The organism is Cobetia sp. SIMBA_158, from assembly GCF_046566945.1.
Taxonomy (GTDB): domain Bacteria; phylum Pseudomonadota; class Gammaproteobacteria; order Pseudomonadales; family Halomonadaceae; genus Cobetia; species Cobetia amphilecti.
In genome coordinates, this window is record NZ_JAWJYL010000008.1 from 95683 (window position 1) to 117525 (window position 21843).

General features: G+C 58.6%; 17 protein-coding genes. 7 read left to right on the plus strand and 10 right to left on the minus strand.

Translation table 11 applies throughout. From position 1 onward, the window contains the following. The first annotated feature begins 2 nt into the window (after nt 1-2). Entirely contained in the window at nt 3-332 is a 330-nt protein-coding gene (locus tag R2R70_RS13210) for a YkgJ family cysteine cluster protein (RefSeq protein WP_054556269.1), read from the plus strand. Between the two features lie 59 nt (nt 333-391). Here R2R70_RS13210 and R2R70_RS13215 read toward each other — a convergent pair whose 3' ends face one another. Both R2R70_RS13215 and R2R70_RS13220 read right to left on the minus strand, forming a co-directional pair. Then, complete coding sequence (locus R2R70_RS13215; protein WP_410978260.1) at nt 392-2122, minus strand: acetyl-CoA hydrolase/transferase family protein; 1731 nt, start codon at nt 2120-2122, stop codon at nt 392-394. A 324-nt stretch (nt 2123-2446) separates the two neighbouring features. Continuing rightward, nucleotides 2447-3388, minus strand: a complete 942-nt coding sequence (locus tag R2R70_RS13220; RefSeq protein WP_043334148.1) for a LysR family transcriptional regulator — start codon at nt 3386-3388, stop codon at nt 2447-2449. A 307-nt stretch (nt 3389-3695) separates the two neighbouring features. Between R2R70_RS13220 and R2R70_RS13225 the strand changes: the two genes are divergently transcribed. Further along, the gene (locus R2R70_RS13225) at nt 3696-3995 is read left to right on the plus strand and encodes a hypothetical protein (RefSeq protein ID WP_043334118.1); all 300 of its coding nucleotides are present in this window, start codon (nt 3696-3698) and stop codon (nt 3993-3995) included. Nucleotides 3996-4011: 16 nt separating this feature from the next. Continuing rightward, nucleotides 4012-5424 (plus strand): nucleotide 5'-monophosphate nucleosidase PpnN, encoded by a 1413-nt coding sequence (ppnN, locus tag R2R70_RS13230; RefSeq protein ID WP_277876238.1) that lies wholly within the window; start codon nt 4012-4014, stop codon nt 5422-5424. 140 nt (nt 5425-5564) lie between these two features. Here ppnN and R2R70_RS13235 read toward each other — a convergent pair whose 3' ends face one another. From R2R70_RS13235 to R2R70_RS13245, 3 genes are all read right to left on the minus strand, one after another. Next, nucleotides 5565-5981, minus strand: coding sequence for a hypothetical protein (locus R2R70_RS13235; protein WP_215823176.1), 417 nt, complete (start codon nt 5979-5981; stop codon nt 5565-5567). 69 nt (nt 5982-6050) lie between these two features. After that, complete coding sequence (locus R2R70_RS13240) at nt 6051-6512, minus strand: flavodoxin domain-containing protein (protein ID WP_043334117.1); 462 nt, start codon at nt 6510-6512, stop codon at nt 6051-6053. A gap of 374 nt (nt 6513-6886) precedes the next feature. Further along, complete coding sequence (locus R2R70_RS13245) at nt 6887-8908, minus strand: TonB-dependent receptor domain-containing protein (RefSeq protein ID WP_410978261.1); 2022 nt, start codon at nt 8906-8908, stop codon at nt 6887-6889. Nucleotides 8909-9627: 719 nt separating this feature from the next. Here R2R70_RS13245 and R2R70_RS13250 point away from each other — a divergent pair. Then, nucleotides 9628-10536: a LysR family transcriptional regulator gene (locus tag R2R70_RS13250; RefSeq protein WP_043334115.1), complete on the plus strand. Its 909-nt coding sequence runs from the start codon at nt 9628-9630 to the stop codon at nt 10534-10536. 148 nt (nt 10537-10684) lie between these two features. Beyond that, entirely contained in the window at nt 10685-11116 is a 432-nt protein-coding gene (locus R2R70_RS13255) for a secondary thiamine-phosphate synthase enzyme YjbQ (protein ID WP_136938633.1), read from the plus strand. Nucleotides 11117-11288: 172 nt separating this feature from the next. Here the strand turns inward: R2R70_RS13255 and R2R70_RS13260 are convergent, their stop codons facing one another. The 4 genes from R2R70_RS13260 to R2R70_RS13275 form a co-directional block, all read right to left on the minus strand. Then, on the minus strand, nt 11289-14573 hold the full coding sequence (locus R2R70_RS13260) for a P-loop NTPase fold protein (protein WP_410978262.1): 3285 nt from the start codon (nt 14571-14573) through the stop codon (nt 11289-11291). 240 nt (nt 14574-14813) lie between these two features. Next, entirely contained in the window at nt 14814-15287 is a 474-nt protein-coding gene (locus R2R70_RS13265) for a phosphate-starvation-inducible protein PsiE (RefSeq protein WP_107336345.1), read from the minus strand. 102 nt (nt 15288-15389) lie between these two features. Beyond that, nucleotides 15390-16088, minus strand: coding sequence for a DnaA regulatory inactivator Hda (gene hda / locus R2R70_RS13270; protein ID WP_043334111.1), 699 nt, complete (start codon nt 16086-16088; stop codon nt 15390-15392). A gap of 40 nt (nt 16089-16128) precedes the next feature. Further along, entirely contained in the window at nt 16129-17238 is a 1110-nt protein-coding gene (locus tag R2R70_RS13275; RefSeq protein WP_410978263.1) for an AI-2E family transporter, read from the minus strand. Between the two features lie 312 nt (nt 17239-17550). On the opposite strand from R2R70_RS13275, the gene purM reads away from it, so the two are divergent. Both purM and purN read left to right on the plus strand, forming a co-directional pair. Continuing rightward, a complete protein-coding gene (gene purM, locus R2R70_RS13280; protein ID WP_410978264.1) occupies nt 17551-18633 on the plus strand; it encodes a phosphoribosylformylglycinamidine cyclo-ligase in 1083 nt (360 codons plus the stop codon). Further along, entirely contained in the window at nt 18630-19406 is a 777-nt protein-coding gene (purN, locus tag R2R70_RS13285) for a phosphoribosylglycinamide formyltransferase (protein WP_054556275.1), read from the plus strand. The genes purM and purN overlap by 4 nt, the downstream gene beginning before the upstream one ends. A gap of 162 nt (nt 19407-19568) precedes the next feature. Here purN and R2R70_RS13290 read toward each other — a convergent pair whose 3' ends face one another. Beyond that, on the minus strand, nt 19569-21548 hold the full coding sequence (locus R2R70_RS13290; protein WP_410978265.1) for an autotransporter outer membrane beta-barrel domain-containing protein: 1980 nt from the start codon (nt 21546-21548) through the stop codon (nt 19569-19571). Between the last annotated feature and the right edge of the window lie 295 nt (nt 21549-21843).

Here is a 21843-nt window from a genome sequence, read left to right on the forward strand (position 1 = left end):
CGATGAATATTCCGATTACCGACGTCTCGCCGGCCACTGCCGGCGCTGCGACACCCGCCAATCACGAGATCGCCTGCAGCAACTGCCAGGCCTGCTGCTGCCGGCTTGAGGTTATCCTGCTCACCGATACCGGCGTGCCGGACTACCTGATCGACGAGGATGAATGGGGCGGCGAAGTCATGCGCCGCCTCGACGATGGCTGGTGTGCCGCCGTCGACCGCGAGACGCTGATGTGCACCATCTACGACCGGCGCCCGCAGCTGTGCCGCGATTACGAGATGGGCAGCCCGGAATGCGAAGACGAGCGCCTGGAAAACGGCCTCGATCAGTAGGCCGCCTGCCAGCGCTCGTCCTGGTTGTCTCTCATACGTGCCCTGCCTGATGTGCTATCTCAGGCAGTGGCATCCGGCAGCGACGGGGCCGCTCCTGCAAGACTTGGGCTTGGCTCGGGTGCCGTGCGCATGGCGCGCATATGCCCCTTCACCTCTACCTCACGATGCCAGCTCAGCGCCTGCTCCAGACAATGTGGCGTATGGCCGCCACGCTGGCACGCCTCCTCGAAGTAGGCGCGCAGCGCAGGGCGATAGCTCGGGTCCGAGCAGTTCTCGATCACCTGCACCGCCCGCTCGCGTGGCGCCAGGCCGCGCAGATCCGCCAGCCCATGCTCGGTGACCAGGATGTCGACATCGTGCTCGGTGTGGTCCACGTGGCTGGCGAACGGCACCACGCTCGAGATATCACCACCCTTGGCCAGTGACTTGGTGATGAACACCGAGAGCTGGGCATTGCGCGCGAAATCGCCGGAACCGCCGATGCCATTCATCATCCGCGTGCCGCAGACGTGGGTGGAATTGACGTTGCCGTAGATGTCGAATTCCAGCGCCGTATTGACCGCGATCACGCCGAGGCGCCGCACGATGCCCGGATGATTGGACAGTTCCTGCGGACGCAGGATCAGGCGGTCACGATAGCGTTCGAGGTCCTTCCACAGCGTGCGGCCACGCTCCTCGGTGACCGTGATGGAGGAGCCGGAGGCGAAATCGAGCTTGCCGGCATCCAGCAGATCGAAGGTGGAATCCTGCAACACCTCCGAGTACATGGTCATGTGCTCGAAGGGCCCTTCCTTCAAGCCACTCATCACCGCGTTGGCCATGCTGCCGATGCCCGCCTGCAGCGGCAGCAATGCCGGTGTCAGGCGCCCCAGCGCGACTTCCTGCTTGAGCAGTTCGACCAGATGGCCCGCCATGCGTTGGGTGCCGTCATCCGGCGGCGTGCAGGTCGAGGGGCTGTCACTGCCGCGGGTCAGCACGATGGCGGCGATTCTGGCGGGGTCCATCGGGATATACGGCGTGCCGATGCGCGAATCCGGCGCGACCACCGAAATCGGTTGGCGACTGGGGCGCATCTGCGGGATGTAGATGTCGTGCAGCCCTTCAAGCGCCGCCGGCGACTCGAGATTGAGCTCGATGATCACCTTGTCTGCGAGAATCGCATAGCTGGCCGAGTTGCCCACCGAGGTGGTCGGCACGATGCCGCCATCGGCGGTGATGGCGCTGGCCTCGATCACCGCGACATTCATGTCGCTCAGCTGGTGATTGCGCAACAGCTCCACCGTCTCGGACAGGTGCTGGTCCATGAACATCACTTCGCCGGCATTGATGGCGCGACGCAGCACCGGGTCGACCTGAAACGGCATGCGTCGCGCCAGCATGTGGGCATCCGCCATCTGGCCGTCAAGGTCATTGCCCAGCGAGGCACCGGTCATCAGCGTGATGGAGAACGGCTCGCGGCGCGCCTTCTCGACCAGCGCCAGCGGCAGAGCCTTGGCCTCCCCCGCCCGCGTGAAGCCACTCATGCCCACCGTCATGCCATCGTGAATCAGTTCGGCGGCCTGGCTGGCGCTCATCTGGCGCGACTGCCAGTCAGGCCAGCGACAGCGACGCGCGACCTCGGCGTGCTGCTCCGGGGTCAGCTCGCCGACCTCCATGCGCGCCAGCAGCGAGAAGACCTCGCTTGATGCAGCTGAAGCGGCAGGCGCGGCTGATGCCTCGGGAGATGGGGAGGCTGCGGAGGCTGACGGAGCATGAGGCGTGACACTGGAGCGAGAACCGGATGAAGACACGACGGCAGAACCTCCTGATGGGCAAGACACCACGAAATGAGCAAACAAGGCGCTGGCTAGACGCTGACTGAGCCAAGCATAGCCAAGCCTGAAATAGCCAGGGCTGTAATAAACAGGTCTGTAATCACCAGGCGCTGGCTTTCAGCATCCCACGCAGCACGATGCCCCCGCATCAGGCCTTGGTCGCAAGGCGGCGGCAGCGGCTGGAACCAGGCGGTGCACAAAGAGCGACGCAGCACGCGGCGCAGATGGCGGCGGCGAGACACGAAAAAGCCCGCTCATGAGGAGCGGGCTTTCGGGAGGCGCAGGTGATGACGCGAGGCGTTACACCATGCTGTCGAAGTCCATGTTGTCGAAGCTTTCCGGCGCATCGGCGTAGCCGTAGAGCGTGTTGCGACGCTGCAGGCGGAATTCGCCCAGCAGCTGCTCGTAGCGGCGCGGCACCTCGGCATTGTCACGCGTGACGATGTAGAGGTTCTCGTAGACGGCTTCGGTCAGCGGCATCTCGCGCACCTGACGCTGCCACGGCGAGGTTTCCAGCACCGTGCGCGAGACGACGGTGAAGCCCAGACCCCGCGCCACGGCATCCAGCACCATGCCGATATCGTTGGTGAAGCCCTGCTGCGGGAAGTGGCTCATGGAGCGGAATTCGCCGGCGAAGTTCTCACGCAACAAGGCACTGGCATTGTTGACGCCATCGGCGTAATTCATGAAGCCCAGCGCCATCAGCTCGTTGAGGCTGTTGCCGGCAAAATCAGCGGGCACCACCAGGCACAGCGGCTCCTGATGCCACAGCTCGAAGTTCAGGTCCGGATGCTTGACCGGCTCGGTGACGATGCCCAGGTCGAAGCGACCCGCCAGCACGTCCTGCACGATCTCGGAATTGAAGGCGAAGCTGTAGCTGACCGTCAGCCCCGGGTGCTGCTGCTGATAGCCCAGCGTGAACGGATAGAACATCAGCCCGACGCTTGAGGGGCTGGCCACGCGACATTCGCCGCTGTCCGGGGAGTCATCATCCAGCGAGTGCATGAACTGGGTGTGCTCGGCGAACAGCTTGATGGAGTAGTCATAGCAGCGACGCCCCGCTGCGGTCAGCGAGAACTTGCGTCCCTGGCGATTGAGCAGCGAGCGGCCCAGATACTGCTCCAGCTTGCGAATATGCTGGCTGACGCCGGGCTGGGTCATCTCCAGCTTGCGCGCGGTATGGGTAAAGCTGCCGGTCTCCACCAGTGTGATGAAGGTACGAAAATACTGGGCGTTGAACATGAAGGCACTGACCACTCACGAACGGGGGACGCGACTCGGCGCATCGTGTTGCCGGCGACGACCTGCATGACGCAACTGCCATGTCTGCACAGGTGCCACCGACCCGCAAAGCACATGATTCTACCAGAGCTGGCCGCCATGCGCAGCGCTGCGCCCCGCCACTCTCGCGTGTTAGCATCATGGACAATGCCAGCTGCCACCTTGGCTGCGTCTGCCGTGTTCAACGCCACGGCGACGCGCCAGGGCCCGGCGCTTTACCCCTGTCCTGGCCAATCTTCGGACTGGCCCGAAACACGAGATGCTCTAGATGTCTGATGCTCTGGCTGCACGCGGCGAAGCCATTCACAAGGCGCTGCTCGCCATGGAAAGCGACTGTGCCGAAAATGACCTGTTCCCGCTGGGGTACATGATTCCCCAGGTGGAACTGGTGCTGGAAAACGCCGATTACGATCCCGAGGATGTGGTCGCGGAAGACTTTGACGCCACCTTTGAAGAGTGGATGCAGCACGCCTTTGCCCAGGACAGCATGAGCGTGGACGACCGCGAGCGCATTGCTGAACTCTGGGCAGAAGCCCGGAAACGCGCCCAGACCACCGTGGGCGCCTGACACAAGGAAGACAGTCATGAATTCTGTCACCAGCGAAGCGACGACCTATTCACGTGATGCCAGCTCCATGCTGGTCTCGACCATCATCTCGCCGGAAGGCAGCCTGGAAGTGCTCTCCCAGGATGAGGTCAATCGCCTGCGCGATACCTCCTCCAACGGGTTGCATGACATCCTGCGCCGCTGTGCGCTGGCCGTGCTCAACTGCGGCAGCCAGACCGATGACAGCGTCGCGGTGCTCAACGCACACAAGAATTTCGAGATCGAGGTGCTGCAGCAGGACCGCGGCATTCGCCTCAAGCTCGACAATGCGCCCGGCGATGCCTTCGTCGACGGCAAGATGATCCGCGGCATTCGCGAGCATCTCTCCAGCGTGTTGCGTGACATCGTCTATGTGGCCAACGAGATCCAGAACACTCCGCGTTTCGATCTCACGACCACCGAAGGCACCACCAATGCGGTGTTCCATATCCTGCGCAACGCCGGGGCGCTGAAGTCCTCGCGTGAGCCGAGTCTGGTCACCTGCTGGGGTGGGCACTCCATCAACCGCGAGGAATACGAGTACACCAAGGACGTGGGTTACCACCTCGGCCTGCGTGATCTCGACATCTGCACCGGGTGTGGCCCGGGCGCCATGAAGGGCCCGATGAAGGGCGCCAACGTCGCGCATGCCAAGCAGCGTCGCACCGAAGGTCGCTATCTGGGCATCTCGGAACCGGGCATCATCGCCGCCGAATCGCCCAATCCGATCGTCAATGAGCTGATCATCATGCCGGACATCGAGAAGCGCCTTGAAGCCTTCGTGCGTACCGCACATGGCATCATCGTCTTCCCGGGCGGCGTGGGCACCGCCGAGGAGATTCTCTATCTGCTCGGCATTCTGCTGCACCCGGAAAACAGCGAGCTGCCGTTCCCGGTCATCTTCACCGGCCCGGCGTCCAGCGCCGAGTACTTCAAGCAGATCGACGAGTTCATCGCCTACACCCTGGGCGAGGAAGCGCGCTCGCGCTACACCATCATCATCGACAATCCGGTCGAGGTGGCACGCACCATGCGCGGTGGCATCGACGAGGTGGCGGAATTCCGTCGCCAGCATCAGGATGCCTTCTACTACAACTGGCGCCTGCATATCGCCCCGCACTTCCAGCAGCCCTTCGCGCCGACCCACGCCAACATGTCGGGCCTGGCGCTGCACCGCAACCAGCCGGTGCACGAACTGGCGGCCAACCTGCGTCGTGCCTTCTCGGGCATCGTCGCCGGCAACGTCAAGAAGGAAGGCATCGAGGAGATCGAGCGCGACGGGCCCTTCCGCCTGACCGCCGAAGCCGAGCTGATGGAGCGTCTCGACGCCCTGCTCACCTCCTTCGTTGCCCAGGGCCGCATGAAGCTGCCAGGCAGCGATTACGTGCCCTGTTACACCCTGTGCAAGTAAATGGCCCGGTGATGACACGCTGAGGCGTGTCGTCACTGCACAAGCCATCACAAGAACGCCCCGATCATCGCTGATCGGGGCGTTCTTGTTGGTAGGGAAGATCTTGCTGACAGCATCTCATGAGCCGCAAGAATCGAGGCTCAGCCTTCCTCACCACGGCGGCGCTGCATCCACATGCTGATCACATGCGCCAGCAGACCCAGTGTCAGGCCATCGACCAGCACCTCAAGCGCACCTTCCTGAGGGCGGTTGAGCATCGGCGCGGCGAAGTTGAAGGCCGCCATCGCCGCCAGCCCCACCACCAGCCAGACCAGCAGACGACGCATCATCGTCGGCACCTTGGCCTTGGCGGTCTCTGACAGCTGGCGATAGATGTAGATACCCAGCGCGCTGACGGCGACGGCAAAGCCGACGATCAGCATCAGACGCGTATTCTCGCCGCTGATCAGGAAACGCGGAATATTGGCGACCATTACCACCGCCAGACCCGCCAGCACGGAGACGCGCTGCGGCGTCAGGTTGCGGGCACGCGGATGATCAGGATTCAGTTTCGGCATGTGAAGCAGTCTCGATGAAAGAACGGACAACAGAAGAAGCAGGCGGCGGGTCAGCCCACCGCCGCAGGATCAGGCCGTGGCCGGCAGGGTCGGAATCCAGCTCTCGACCCACGGCAGCGCCGCGTCGTCGGCCATGAAGGTTTCCATGGCGTCGATCTCGAGGCGCTCGCCGTGACGCGTGGCGCCCAGGTCAGCCAGACGCTCATCCAGATGACGCCCCGCGCCACAGTAGGTCTCGCCGTAGGAGCTGTCGCCCAGGGCGATCAGACCGTAACGCAGCCAATCCAGCGCCGGGGACTCGGCAGACAGCGCATTGAGGAAGCCGGTCAGGTTGCCCGGCACATCGCCACTGCCGGTAGTGGAGGTGACGAACAGCGCCAGATCAGGGCGCGCGTCAGTCAGGTCAGCCAGTGTCGGCTGGTCGAGCACCTCGACCGTATAGCCGGCCTGCTCGAACAACGGCTGAACCTGCTCGGCCACATCCAGTGAACCGCCATACATCGTGCCGACAAAAATCTTCAGAAGCGCCATGCATCCTTCCTTATTCGAACGATCACCCGCCAGTGGCGGGAACGTGAGTGCAGTGCGAAGAGTCGCGCAGACGCTCTCCGACATTTGGTCGCGATGGTAGCACAGCGCGCCTGCGGGGCGCAGGCAGCAGGCAGCAGGCGGGCCTGGTCTGATGAATCGATAGCACAGCGTGGCCGCGAGACGCAGGCAGCAGTCAGCAGGAGCTGGCAGCCCCGCCCTTCTGTGCGTCCCGCAAACGAAACAGCGCCACCGTGAAGAACACGATGGCGCTGCGAGGGTCTTGCCAGTGAAGCATCCTGCGTTGCGAGCCTGGATCACGATCGCTGGCGATGAATCCCTGTCAGGTGCGAACTTGCGGGTTCAGAGCCTTCTGATCAGAAGCGATACGCCACTGACAGACGCACGTCACGCCCCGGACTGGTGATGGCGCCCGTCGTGATGCCGCGTGCGCTGTTGGGTTCCAGGAAGTAGGTGTTCTGGTCGGTATATTCCTTGTCGAACAGGTTGTAGATACCGGCCGTCAGGGTCAGGTCCTGCATGTCGCGCGGCACCCAGCTGGCGTAGACATCGTGCGTGGCGTAACCGGCGCGCTCGCTCTGATCATCCGGCAGGTCGGTGAGGCGCTCGTAGGCGGTCACGGTCCAGCCGATCGTCATCTGCGGGTCAACGAAGGTGTAGCGGTTGTCCAGGCTCCAGCGATCACCGGTCTGGTTGCCCAGGCCCATGTCATCGACCACGGTCTCGCCCTGATTGTCTTCCAGGTCCATGGTCAGGTAGCCCAGCGTCATGTCCCAGCCGCCGATGCCGTAGGTGGCACGCGCCTCGACACCCTTGCTGGTGACGATGCCTTCCATGTTGTAGATGGTGGTTTCGCTGCCGACGGTCTCATCGGTGATGTAGTTGTCGAAGTGGGTATCGAAGTAGGTGACTTCCAGGCCAGCGCGGTCACGCTGGGTGAAGAGGTCATTGCCCTTCCAGCGCGCGCCGACTTCGGTGCTGCGCGAGGTCTCGGCCTCGAGACCCGGTTCGACGGTCAGCGTCTCGCCGACACCGACGCCATCGTCGGCCAGGATGGCTTCACGGCCCTTGTTGCCGCGCACTGCCGTGGAGTAGCCGGTGAACAGCTCGACACCGCCGCCGACACGCCAGTTGAGGCTCGCGTTCGGGCTGACATCGGTGTCATCCAGCGTCTCGCCATTGGCATATTCGGTCTTGTAGTCATCGACACGCGCGCCGAAGGACAGGTCCACCGCGCCAAGCGTCATGCGGTGCTGGGCGTAGAGCGCGAGGTTGCGGGCCTTCTCGTCGAAGCTGCCGGTGCTGGATTCGTCGTAGACATAATCGCTACCCAACGTCAGACGGTTGTTCATGTCCTCGGGGCCGAAACGGAAGGTGTTGTTCAGATCGCCGCCGTAGCTCTCGACATCGGCGTTCAGCTCAGCGCCGGTGGAGACAGTGGTGCGGTCCAGCTCGGTCTTGGTGTGGAAGACGTTGGTGTGCACGTCCACCAGACGCGAGCCCGGCTCAAAGTCATAGTTGGCGGTGTAGGTGTCGCGGCTCAGCTCGGTGTCGACCTTCACGTTGTTGAACGGCTGACATTCCATGTTGGGACGCGTGCAGTAGATGCCGCTGTCCTCGTTGTGCTCGGCACTGATGCGCAGGCTGTGCGCGCCCTGGTCGAGCAGGCTGAACTTGCCGAAGTAGCTGCGCTGATGGCCGCCGGTACCTTCCTCTTCATCACCGCCGCCGGTGCGGTAGTCATCGCTGTTGCGTGCGCTGGTCGAGAACAGCAGGCCCGCGTTCGGCGCGACTTCACCGTAGACGGACAGCGTGCCCTTGACGGCATCTGCCGCGGACTCGGTGCTGCCCTTGACCATGCCGCCGAAGGTCTCACCCGGCTCGAGCAGGTCCTGGGCATCCTTGGTGACGAACTTGATGCTGCCGCCCAGAGCGTTGGGGCCATTGTCGGCGGCGCCCGGTCCGGCCTGGACTTCAGCGCGCTTGAGCAGCTCCGGCTCGATGTTGAAGCTGGAGCTGTGGTGGAACAGGTAGCCGTTCTGGCTGGCACCATCGACGCTGATGTTGAGGTTGGTGTCTTCCAGACCGCGCACGTAGATCATCTCCGACGAGGCGGTGGTGCCGCCGACGGTGACGGACGGCGTATCACGGAAGACATCCTTGAGATCATGCGCCTGATGCAGTGCGATCTCTTCGCTATCGATGACCGCGGTCGCGTTGAGGCGATCGTCCTCGATCTGCAGCGTGTCCATCTGCAGCGTCTCTGCATTGGCAGTACTGGCACACAGCAGCGCAATGGCTGCCACCAGCGGACGCGGAGTGAAAGCAGTGGCGCGGGAAGCGCTGGCTGCCACGCACGGAGAGAGGCGATCGGTCATGAGCGGAGGGTTCCCAAGATTAATAATAATAATGATTCTCTTTGCGAACGAGATAATGCACGCGTTTGCACATTTGCGTCATCAACACTTCCTGCAACGCCGCTCTGCAACTTCTGCAATCAGGCCGCGTCATTTCTCGCCTCTTGCAGCGCCGGATTGTGCCTCAACTGCCAAAAACGGCCCGATTTGCACACTTTTTCACCCATGCAGCCACCAAATTCACTTTTTTATCACCTGTCTGTCATCAGATACGGAACCATCGCCAGCCACTGACGTCTTAGCCGACATGCCTCGACAAGTGCCTGGCCCACGCAAATTTCTCGCTTCACGGCAGAGTTTCGTCCGGCGGAGATCGGATTTGCGCAATGCATGCGACTTTAGATGCAACACTACGAGCAGAGTGATATAGTTAGCGTGCTCAGATTAAGGGCGCTTGCTGTCACGCCAAGGCAGTGCCCTGTCATGGCCTCGGCCATGAGGATATCTGCAGCAGAAGCAAGACCTGTCGCCGCGCGCTGAGGTGCTCGGCTGGCAGTGACGGTTGTTGATCGATGAGCGCGTCTTTGCCCGGGGGCATCCCCCTGCGGCCTGAGGGGCACGGTCATCGACAGGCAATCCGTTGTGCAGCGACTGGCGCTGCAACGGGCCCGTTTGGCCCGAACAAGGTGGGTGTTTCCCTGACGGCACACCCCGACCCTCTGAACAACCGGACCTATTCGATGAGCGATATCGACGCCTACAACACCTTCCTGATGGTCGCAGACCTCGGCAGCCTGTCCCGCGCAGCAGAACGTCTGCGCCTGCCCAAGTCCACCGTCAGCCGTCGCCTCGACGCCCTTGAGGGCCGTTTCGGCACTCGCCTGGTCGAGCGTGGTCATCGTGGCATTCGCCTGTCAGAAGCCGGCGAGACCCTTTACCGTTACGCACGCTCGATGGCCAATCTCGATGATGAAGCGCACCGCGCCATCGAAGACCGCCAGTCAGATCTCACCGGTACCATTCGTATCCACGCCACGCCGTCGCTGGGTCGTCACTTCCTGGGTCACGCGCTGACCAGCTTCCTGTCGGAGCACGAAGGCGTCGATATCAAGCTGAAGCTGTGGCACAACGGTCGCGAGATTCTCGAGAATCAGCCGCACCTGGTAATCGGCTTCCCGCATCTGGCCGGCAGCACCCACGTCTTCCGCCCGCTGACCCACTGGCATCAGGCGGCCTACGCGGCCTCTCATGTCGAGAACCCGGAAGAACTGCCGTGGGGTGAACTGGAACCGCTGGTGTCCGGCACCTCCCTCTCGCGTCACCCGGAAGACCCGCGCCCGAATCACATCCAGTCAGATGACCTCGAAGTCCTCACCGACTACGTGGCCGATGGCCTGATTCGTGCCGTGCTGCCGACCGACTGGGTCAACACCCTCAGCGAGCGCAACGGCCAGTCCTTCAAGCGTCTGGAATGCAGCGAGATCCCGCCGGTCGAGATCGGCATGCTGCTGCCGCGTGGCCCGATCCCGACCCGTGTGCGCATGCTCGCCGACTGGCTCGCCCGCGAGATCGGCAAGTCAGAGCCGGAGCGCGTCACCGCCAAGGCCGCCCGCCGCACCGTCAGCGAAGCCGCCACCACTGCCGGTTGATTCAAGCTTTGCAACGCTGACTCTCACCCTCGCGGTGAAGCAATCCAGCGCGGCACGCAGCAAAAAGGTCAGCCCTCAGGGGCTGGCCTTTTGCGTTCTGGCTTGTCATTTTTAGCATGTACTGAATCAACGACAGGCAGGGCTTCTCATGTGGCAACGCGACACTCTCACCCTCTCCGCCCGCAAGCGCGGTTTTCACCTCATCAGTGACGAGGTGGAGCAGGCATTGGCCGAAATGCCGCCGGTCAGTGTCGGCCTGTTGCATGTGCAGCTGCTGCACACCTCCGCATCGTTGACGCTCAACGAGAACGCCGACCCCGACGTGCGCCACGACATGGACGCCTTCCTGCGCCGCCTGGTGCCCGGCAACCTGCCCTACTTCCGCCACACGCTGGAAGGCGATGACGACATGCCCGCCCACGTACTCGCCAGTCTGCTCGGCACCCAGCTCACCCTGCCTGTCGAAGCCCGCCGCGGCGTCAACCGTCTCGCCCTCGGCACCTGGCAAGGCATCTGGCTTGGCGAACACCGCGACCACGGCGGCAGCCGCAGGTTGTGTCTGACGCTGAGTGGGGAATAGAAAGGCTAGCCTTCTTTGGCTAGCCTTTTATGTCTAACATTAAATTTCTAGCGTTAAACACATTCCAAGAGATTGACTAATCACATAACACTGAATTAGCCTTACTACCTCCAACTAAAAGCACAACAGCATTCATGCCAATTAGCTTATATAGACTCGACTACTATTTTCCTTAAGACCTTAACAGGTTAAATTCTGTTTTTTCAAGCATTGCTTTAATATTTACAAATTTCGCCACTCCTTCATGTGCCCCTAATCCCGCAAGCAGCTTTTTACTATAACTATCGTTCCCATCAAACAAGTTTTCGCTTTGACTATCAAGCCACTTTATTACTATATCATTATCCGCTTGTTCAAATAAACCTAAAACAATATCACAAGCAGACTCACTTTCAGGTTTTACAAGAAAAATAAAGCTACCAAAATTTCTTATAATAGCAAAGCGCTCTGCCATGCTTGCTGTTTGCTCTATCAGTCTGGCTTGATATTTTCGTGCAATAGCACCTCTGACCTTAGGAGGCAGTACAAGCATTAAAGACTTTAACCAATATGAACTGTCTAAAGCTAACATTTCATGATCTTGCTTATCTTCCATAATACTTATCAGCGCTGTCCTTAACTTACTATAACTTTTAACAGTTTTATCAGTATTGACTAGACGAGGAAGTATCGCTTGGTAATTAGCATGTGGCATTTCAACCAACTTTACGCAGCACGCTTCATTCTTCAAATCGTTTTCTAAAAGAGAGATAAACATATTTTCCCAAAATTCATCCCTCACCTCTATTACATCCTCGACAAAATCTGTAGATATATCTTCAAGCGATAGCTTAAGATGCTTTTCCCAAGGTTTCAAGAAATCAAGAAAATCAGCAATTGAGTTCTCCTTATAAGTCTTACGTATCAATTCATAAGCCTCTTGCCCTAGCAAACCGTTAATATCTAGAGCAGATACTCTCTTCTCTTTAATTATTTCCAAAAGAGGCTTAGCCAAGACATTAAAAACCTTATCATGCTTAAGAGAGCCAATTAAGACATTAAAGCTTGTAGCAAAGACAACATACTGTTTGAGAAAACGTTCATACCCAGAGTTATTATCAGCTATTTCGAATACAACCTGTTCTAACTTAACTCGTGAATTTTGACCATTTCTAACAACTAAAGTATTGCCAGTATAATTACCTCCACATATTAAAGATATGACCATGAAGGCAGTCCATTGCTCTACATTAGTTGTAATTTCATTTTTCAACAACCGCTTCACCAACTTATCCAAACTATCTGATGAAAATCTGTCTGCACAGAATGGTACAACATAGCAGGCGTAATCATCCATATTCACTTGACCAGATTTGATCGTTAATGCCCACTCTCTCTCCTCTTCAATCTTTATCTCATCCAAACGGTGAGACTTCATCAGCCATTCAAATATCTCCCAGTAACTATCATCCTGAGCGTATTCTGAGGAAGCAACCTCCAAAAATGCTCTTCGCTTACTCACAGGGTATGCTATTTCTTCTACTTCCCAGAATGGAAAGTTATCCTTGATCCACCATAACTCTTTAACAAATACTTCTGGTGGACAATTAGTTATTATTTCTGGAATTTTTTCTTCGACAGTCGAATACCAGTAAAGGTGATCTAATAGTGCATTGGCAGAGTGGATGTCACTTCTAATATCTTTGCTTATTTGCTTTATAGCATTATTAACAAGCCTTAGCTCTACTTTAAGATCATGATTTTCAATTAGATTCTTAATAGCCTTAATGTACTCTCTATCACAACCAACCAAGTTGCCTTCATTCTTGGCTCGCTGGTTAAAGACTGGCATCCACCGTTGCACCCATTCCTGCTTATCATCATACTCACTATCTAAAATATCACTAGACAATTTAATAAGCTCTTGCGTACTTACAGCCCGCACGTTAACTTTAAAGTAGTAATCATAGCCGTATACTTTAGACAACCTCATGACCGCATGTATATCTCCGCTCATTACTGATTTATAGATCGGCTCCTCCAACAGCTCACTTTGGGCAATTTCTTCATTGGTTTGGAAATGTATACAAGCTAACTCTATAGACCACTTTCTCTCGTCAGTGATTCTATTAAGAATAGTTTGCACAGCTTTTATATTTTTTATTTTATTCTCTTCGTCTGTGCTAGAATCTGAAGATTTCTTTTGAGATGACAGTAATTCTTTCAAGTCAATTCTGTGATACTTTACGACAAGTAGGTATGCGGAACTATAAGTCGCATCATTAACTTTAGAATTATTACTAGCCATCAAGCAAGCTATATCATTGACATGTTTCTTTAAAAATCTAGGTGTAATTTGCTGAGTTTCACTAGACCATACATTGATAATATCTGCACTATTTTCAAACCCATCAACCTCACCTAAAGTCTCTTTCCAATATTTTTTGTATTTCTCCCTCCAACCAACTGTAACTATTGGGGGAGCCCTAAAAACTACTGGCAGTCTTTTGGAGATAAATTCTTTGCCATCTATAAAGCTGTCTTTATTAATAGCGTTGGCTACATGAACCTCTGAATAAGGAAGTATTATTCTAACACTCTGATTTTCTAGTGAAGTAAACACATCCAAATCACTCCAGACTTCTCTAACAGTAGAAGGCTCCACACGATCAATATTATCTATAACAATAATTACAACTTTATCTTTAGGTATAAGAGATGATAACTCTAAAAATGCTTTTTTAAGCTCATAGCTACCAACTTCTCTAGTGATATCCATGGTCTCTTTTATCGAGTCTTCACCATTCCTTTTAAGCAAGTCACCAAAGGACAAGGAACTCTCACTTCTCTTTATCTTTTCACTATAGTAATTATATATTTTCAAGAATATAAAGAAAACAAATGGCGAAAGTGCAGATAATAGTACAACAGCCCTTTCCAAACTAAAGGATAGCTCCTTGCCGGAAAAACTATTAGCAATGGCATTATAGCTAATAAATAAAACTTCAATAGCTTCTGTAATATGCTTGGTAAAAAGCACAAGAGTAACTGCAAAAATAACGACAAACATACTTATATTGCTTTTAGTCTTCTTTTTATAAGACATCGTATTGCCCAATGCTTCATCCTTATAACACTGAGCCTCTGGCTTATCTTTATCTGCTATTATCTCATCCAGACCATCACAATAAATTTTAATAAACGAAGACTTTATCGAAGAGTAATGATGCTGATCAACATCGAAATATATAAACTTATATGTGTTTTCATCAAGTTGTGATTCCAATATTTTAATCGATGTACTTTTACCAGCACCCAAATTTCCTTCAACTCCTAACACATGTACATATGGGTGATCCACAATCACATCTTGTAGAGCCTTTGCAGCATTCTTATGACCTTGCCCTATGAATCCATCTATACTCTCAGGCAATTCAGATTGAAATTTAAAGTGAGCACTATTTTCTTCTTCTGTCATTTATCCAAACCCTCAAAAAAGAAGTATCATTATAACGAAATATAAACTATGTATAATTGATAAAACAAAAAACTTCAAGCATTAAAAACCAAAAATCAAGTTGGCGATAATAAATTCCAAACAGCTATCTACTTCTAGCCGTTACCATAGCCACCTAGCACTTCAAACACTATGAGAACTTAAAAAAGGCCGCGAGTGATCGCGGCCTTTTTGGTCTTCCGGTGCTACTGAAACACGGGCTTATCGCGTCGAGTCCTCGTCCCCTACCGTGCCGCCCATCGGGTCGATGGCTTTACTGGAGGGGTATTTATAGGAGGCGAAGCGCACGGCAAGTACCGAGAGGGCGAGGAAGAAGATGCCGCCGCAGAGGTAGAGCAGGCCGATATCGGGGGCCTTGTGGTGAGAGACATCGCCGATGAGGTAGCGCGTCAGCGCGGTGATGGCGATGTAGAGCAGAAAGCGGATCGGCAGGTGGTTGGTCTTGAAGTAGATACCGACCATCGCACCGAGTTCGAGATAGATGAACAGCAGCAGGATGTCATCGACGCTGGCCGAGCCCTTGGCGAACATCTCGAAGAAGGCCGATACCGAGGCGATGGCAATCGCGCCGCCGATGGCGAACAGGCCGAGATAGTGAAAGCCTTCGACCAGGAAGTTGCCGATCGAGTTGGCTTGCTTGTGCATGCGCTCCCGATGCTTGTCTAACCTGTTCATGCCGCGTGTCCTCAGACAGAGATGATGGAAAGAGACTGCAATATCGGTGCCGCGGTCGTGATGAAGGCAAGTTTGGGCCACCGGGCCCGCGCAGGCGCTGCCCTACCAGCCGAGCGTCTGCTTGACGAAGGGAATGGTCAGCTTGCGCTGGGCGGAGAGCGAGGCGTTGTCGAGTTCGCTCATCGCCGCGAACAGCCCCGGCAGACTACGTGGCCCGCGATGCAGGATGTAGCGGGCGACTTCATCGGGCAGTGCAAGGCCGTGGTCACGTGCACGCAATTTGAGCGCTTCGAGGCGCTGGGCGTCATCCAGCCCCGAGAGATGGAAGGTGACGCCCCAGGAGAGGCGCGAGGCGAGATCCGGCAGGATGACGGGCAGCAGACGCGGCGCGCAGCTGGCGCTGACCAGCAGATGCCGCCCGCCATCGCGCAGGCGGTTGTAGAGGTGGAACAGCGCCTCTTCCCAGCGCTGGCGACCGATCACCACATCCAGGTCATCGATGGCGACCAGGTCCATCTCGTCCAGCCCTTCGAGCATGTGCGGCGGGAAGTGACCCAGCTCATTGAGCGGCAGATAGAAGGCACGCTTGCCCTGCTCGCCCGCCAGATGACAGGCCGCCTGCAACAGGTGGCTACGCCCACTCTGCTCGCCGCCCCACAGATAGACGAAGGGCTCCCCGCCGTCGGCAAGCTGCCCCTTGAGGGCCTCCGCCAGCGAGGTCGAGGTGAAGTGGTAGTTGTCGAAGGTCGCGGCGTCACGTACCCCGACGCCGAGTGCCATCTGTCCCTGAGTCATTGCCATCCGTCATGCTGATTGTTGTTGCCGTGATCTCGTCTCTCGATCACTGGGTATCCTCTGCCGCCGGCGGCGCTGGCTGATCTGCTGCCACCACGGGGCGAGAATCACGCTGTTGGTCATATAAAGTACTGTTTTTATAGCGATCATGCAGATAACGCAAGAGCACCATGATCACGGCCGCCACCGGCAGGGCCAATAGAATGCCGGTAAAGCCGAACAGCTGGCCGCCCGCCATCACCGCGAAGATGACCGCGACCGGATGCAGGCCGATCTTGTCGCCCAGCAGCAGCGGCTGCAACACCACGCCTTCCAGCAGCTGGCCAAGCGCGAAGACTCCACCGACCGCCAGCAGCGCCCACCACTCGCCGAACTGGAAGAAGGCCACCGTCGCCGCGATCAAAATCCCGACGATGACGCCCAGATACGGCACGATGCTGGCAAGCCCCGCCACCAGGCCGATCAACAGCGCGAACTTGAGCCCGATGATCGCCAGGCCAATGGCGTAGACGATGCCCAGACTCAGCATCACCAGCAGCTGCCCGCGCAGGAAGGCGCCCAGCACCTCATCACAGTCATGTGCCAGACGCGTGGCGGTGGGCTCCATATGGCGCGGCAGCAGGCCCTGCAGCTTCTCCTTCATGCGGTCCCAGTCGAGCAGCAGATAGAAGGTGACAACGGGAATCAGCGCCAGATTGCCCAGCCAGATGGCCATCGCCAGCCCGGACTTGGAGACGGTGCCCAGCAGCGCAGCGGCGAAGGTGCCGGTCTCTTTCCAGTTGCCCAGCAGCAGCGAGCGGACCTGATCGAAGTCGGCGCTGAAATCCAGCCCGGTGAATGACTGGATTTCCGGCAGCACCGTCTCGCGTATCCAGTTGAAGACCACCGGCATGAAGCTGATCAACTGCGCCAGCTGACGCCCGAGCAGCGGCACCAGCACCAGCAGCGCGATCAACAGCACCACCGAGAGCACGCTGAACACCAGCGTGACCGCCAGATGGCGCGACAGGCCCTTGTCTTCCAGCCAGTCGGCCAGCGGGTCACCCAGATAGGCGAGAATCATGCCGATGAAGAACGGCATCAGAATCGGTTCGAGCATCACCAACAGGCCGAGGAAGGCCACGCCTGCGGCCAGCAACCACCATTTACGCTGCATCTTCACTCCTTGAGACAAGCCGTGGGGCACTCGTGACGGCTGACTGCCGACGGCGCACGCATCACCCATTGTTGCCTGTCGCCGAGTCACCCACAAGACACGCGCCGCTCACGCGTCTGACATTGCCTCCCCCGGCGCCATCCAAGGTGCGACAAGGCCTGCCATGACTGGCGTGGCGGCCTTTTCACATTTTGATGCGGTTTTGTGAATCGGCACAGTGTCAGCCGCGAAGCGCAATGCTACAATGGCCGCCTTTCTTTTCCCGCGATCGATCGTGTCTCACCGCCCAGGCCGCACCGACAGGAACCTCACATGACGCAACGCCCCCAGGACTCCTCGCCCAGCAAGACTTCCTTGAGCTACAAGGATGCAGGTGTCGATATCGATGCAGGCAACGCCCTCGTCGAACGCATCAAGGGTGTCGCCAAGCGCACTCACCGCCCGGAAGTGATGGGTGGTCTGGGTGGCTTCGGCGCCCTGTGCGAACTGCCGGCAGGCTATCGCCAGCCCGTGCTGGTCACCGGCACCGATGGCGTGGGCACCAAGCTGCGCCTGGCCATGGACCTCAACCGTCACGACACCATCGGCATCGATCTGGTCGCCATGTGCGTCAATGATCTGGTGGTCGCTGGCGCCGAGCCGCTGCAGTTCCTCGATTACTACGCCACCGGCAAGCTCGACATCGACATCGCCGCTGACGTCGTCACCGGTATCGGCGAAGGCTGCCTGCAGTCCGGCTGCGCGCTGGTCGGCGGCGAAACCGCTGAAATGCCCGGCATGTACGAAGGCAGCGACTACGACCTGGCCGGCTTCTGCGTCGGTGTGGTCGAGAAGTCCGAGATCCTCGACGGCAAGAAGGTCGGCGCAGGCGACGTGATTCTGGGTCTGGCCTCCTCCGGCCCGCACTCCAACGGCTACTCGCTGATCCGCAAGATCCTCGAAGTCGCCGATGCCTCCCTGCTGGAGCAGGGAATCGACGGCCAGCCGCTGGCTGACGCCCTGATGGCGCCGACGCGCATCTACGTCAAGCCGCTGCTGTCGCTGCTCAAGGAAAGCGGCCTGTCCGTGCACGCCATGTCCCACATCACCGGTGGCGGCCTGCTCGAGAACATCCCGCGCGTGCTGCCGGAAGACTGCACCGCCGAGATCGACGTCGCCAGCTGGAAGCGTCCGGCCGTCTTCGACTGGCTGCAGCAGCAGGGCAACGTCGAAGAACACGAGATGCACCGCGTGCTGAACTGCGGTGTCGGCATGGTCGTGGTCGTCGCTGAATCCGACGCCACCGCCGCGCGCGCTCACCTGGAAGCCCAGGGCGAGACCGTCTTCACCCTCGGCAGCATCCGCGCCCGCAACGGCATGGAAGAGCAGGTCCAGCTGGAGAATCTGTCCGCATGATCGAACCGAATACCAACGCCTCCAACGGTGACACTCTCGGCGGCTTCGGCAACGGTTTCGAGGCAGACGATGCGCCGGTTCGCCCGCGCGTCGTGGTACTGATTTCCGGCAGCGGCAGCAATCTGCAGGCGCTGCTGGAAGCACAGGAACACGACGAGCTGGGTGGCGACGTGGTCGCGGTCATCTCCAACAAGGCCGATGCCTACGGCCTGGTGCGTGCACGTGACGCCGGCGTCGATGCCGTGGCGCTGCCGCATGAGGAGTATGAGTCCCGCGAGCATTATGACGCCGCGCTGATCAAGGTGATCGAGCGTCATGAACCGGACCTCATCGTGCTGGCCGGCTTCATGCGCATCCTGTCGCCGCTGTTCGTGCAGTACTTCTTCGGGCGTCTGATGAACATTCACCCGTCGCTGCTGCCGGCCTGGCCGGGGCTTGATACCCATCGCAAGGTATTGGAAGCCGGCGAGAAGGAACACGGCGCCAGCGTGCACTTCGTCACCGAGGAGCTCGACGGTGGTCCGGTCGCGATCCAGGCCGTCGCCAACGTGCTGGAAGGCGATGACGAAGCCAGCCTCAAGGAGCGCGTGCACACGCGTGAGCACCTGATCTACCCGATCGCGGTGCGCTGGTTCCTCGAAGGCCGCCTGAAGCTCGACGGTGAAGTGGCCAAGCTCGACGGCCACAATCTGCCGGTGGGCGGTCTGCGCCTCTCCCACGCCGATGTGGAAGAAGAGCTCAGCGATGAGCTGCCGGAAGGCGAAGAAGACTGATCAAGTGACGCTGCCTTGCTGGCAAGGCCGACTGAGCTGATAGAAAGCTGATAGCAAGTTGATAGCAAGCTGACAGCGAGCTGAAAACAGAAGACCCCGCGACATGCCGATGTCGCGGGGTCTTCTTGTCTTTAAAGCTTCACTTCTCTCAGCGGCTTTCGCTTAGAAGGTGTAACTCACCCCCACCTCCCCGCGTGCCGTCACCTCATCCCAGGTCTCGATACCGGCACCCAGATGCAACATGGCATTGCGGCCCAGCTGCATGCGCCAGCCACCGTCGACACGCAGGTAGTTGTCGCTGCCGCGATCCAAATCCTCGGCGCGGTAGGCATTGGTCGGCAGACTCGCCAGACGCACCTCGGCACTGTCAGCATCGTCATCCAGACGCTTGCCGTAGGCCAGCTCACCGTAGAGGCCAAAACCCTCCGCGATGGCGCGGTCGACCATGAAACCGGCCTCGACACGGCGATCACGCAGCGTCTGATCCGAGACGCTCAAGGCGTTGGCGGCGGAGCCGGATTCGGTGTAACCATCGATGTCGGACTCGGTGTGGCGGTAGGCCACGAAGGGCGCGTTGTACCACAGCGAATCGACGGCGGTGAGGCGATAATCGAGACGCGCCTCGGCGCTGAAGCCATCGCCATCGGTCTCACCGGACAGGGTGCGCGATGACTGACCCAGTGCGACATGGCGATCGAGGTCATAATCGAAGTCGCCGTAGCTGGCCACCGCCTGGACGCCAAACCTGCCCAGCTGCTGACGTGCGAACAGGCTGAACATCTGCCCCTCCAGCTCCAGCTCGCTCCCATCATCGACATCGAAGTCCGCATTGCGCTGACTGACGGCAACACCGCCCCATGCCTGGCCGAGCGCGTTGTCCAGCGGCAACATCACGCCGACACCCGCACCGCGCTGCTCGCTGTCAAAGCCCTGCTGGCCGGTGGAGGTCTCGCCATCACCGCTGCCACCACTGGCCGAGCCGATGGCGAACACGCGCACGCCCTCCCCGGAGCGTCTGTCCTGCGCACCGGGGCGCAATTCATCGCCGAGGCTGCGCTGACTGGCATTGAGTGCGCCCGTGCCCAGCTGCGGTGCCAGCCCCAGCACCGAGGGCGCGGCGAGCATCGCATAGGCGTAGTCGGCCAGAATCTCCTGGCCGGCGGTGGTCGGGTGCACGCCATCATTGAACAGCAGCTTGTCGGGGTCTTCCTCAGCGCCGCCCAGCCCGTAGGGCGTGACATTGCAGCTGTCCGAGAAACACACCTGGGTCAGCGGCACGTCGCTGGCGAAGCCGAACTCGGCCGGCGATGCCAGCACCTCCTCGAGAATGCCGACGGTATCCAGGCGGATTATGTTGACCTCGCCATCCAGCGCCGCCAGCCGCGCGCCCAGCGCATCATTGAAGACGTCTACCAGCGCGGAGGTCCCCGCCGCCTGCGCCGCGCCCGCCGACTGGCCGGCCGGGGTGCTGCCGACATCCGGCAGATTGGAGACCATGATGGTGGTGGCGCCCGCCGCTGCCAGCGCTTCCACCGCGGAGGCCAGATTGCCGGCGGAGGCGACCGCCGTGGCCGGCGAGGTGATCACGCCCTGCAGGAAGTCGTTGCCACCGCCGTTGACGTAATAGAGGGCGTCCGGGTCGGCACTGCCGCCGGTGCTGGCCAGATAGCCGTCCTCGACCCTGAGCACCGTGCCCGCGCCGGTACTGCCCGGCGGGATGACCACCTCAGAGCCGTCTTCATCTGTCACCGAGGCCAGAATCTGCGCCGTGGTATAGCCGCCCACCGCGTAGTTGGTGCCGTCACTGAAGCCGGCCAGCTGATAGATCACCGAGGTGGAAGGCTCTGCCGCCAGCCCCAGTTCCGTGGCCAGCAACTGGGTCGAGACGCTGCCATAGGCCGAGTTCTCGTAATCCGGGCCGCTGCGGTTGGTGAAACGCAGACTATTGAGGCCACCCAGGGTGGTATCGGGGAACTGGCCGGAATCGCTCAGGCTGTCGCCGAAGAGATAGAGATTGGAATAGGCCTGCGCGGGAGTCGCCAGCAAGGTGGTGCTGATGGCGAGAGCGAGACCGCTGAGGGTGAAACGTCGGACCAGACCGCTGGCCGGAGGGAATACAGCGCGATGTGAACGCGATGGCATGGCGTGCCCCTTGCTTGTGGGAGGTATCCGTCCTGCAGCCACTCTGGGGGTGGCCTGCAGATAAGCATAGGCAATAAAACGAGTGATTGAATCACGTGTTTCGTTCAACTTCCGGCTAAGACTCAGCGCCTTGCGAGCGCGTCACGTTCTCGCTACTTGCCACCGGCGTCTCTCTTGCCACCGTTGTCTCTTTCTTGCCACCGTCGTCACACGTCGCCACGAGCAGGCACAAACAAGCACAAAAAAAGCGCCTCCCGAAGGAGGCGCTCCTGGCTTGCCACACTCTTGGCTTGCC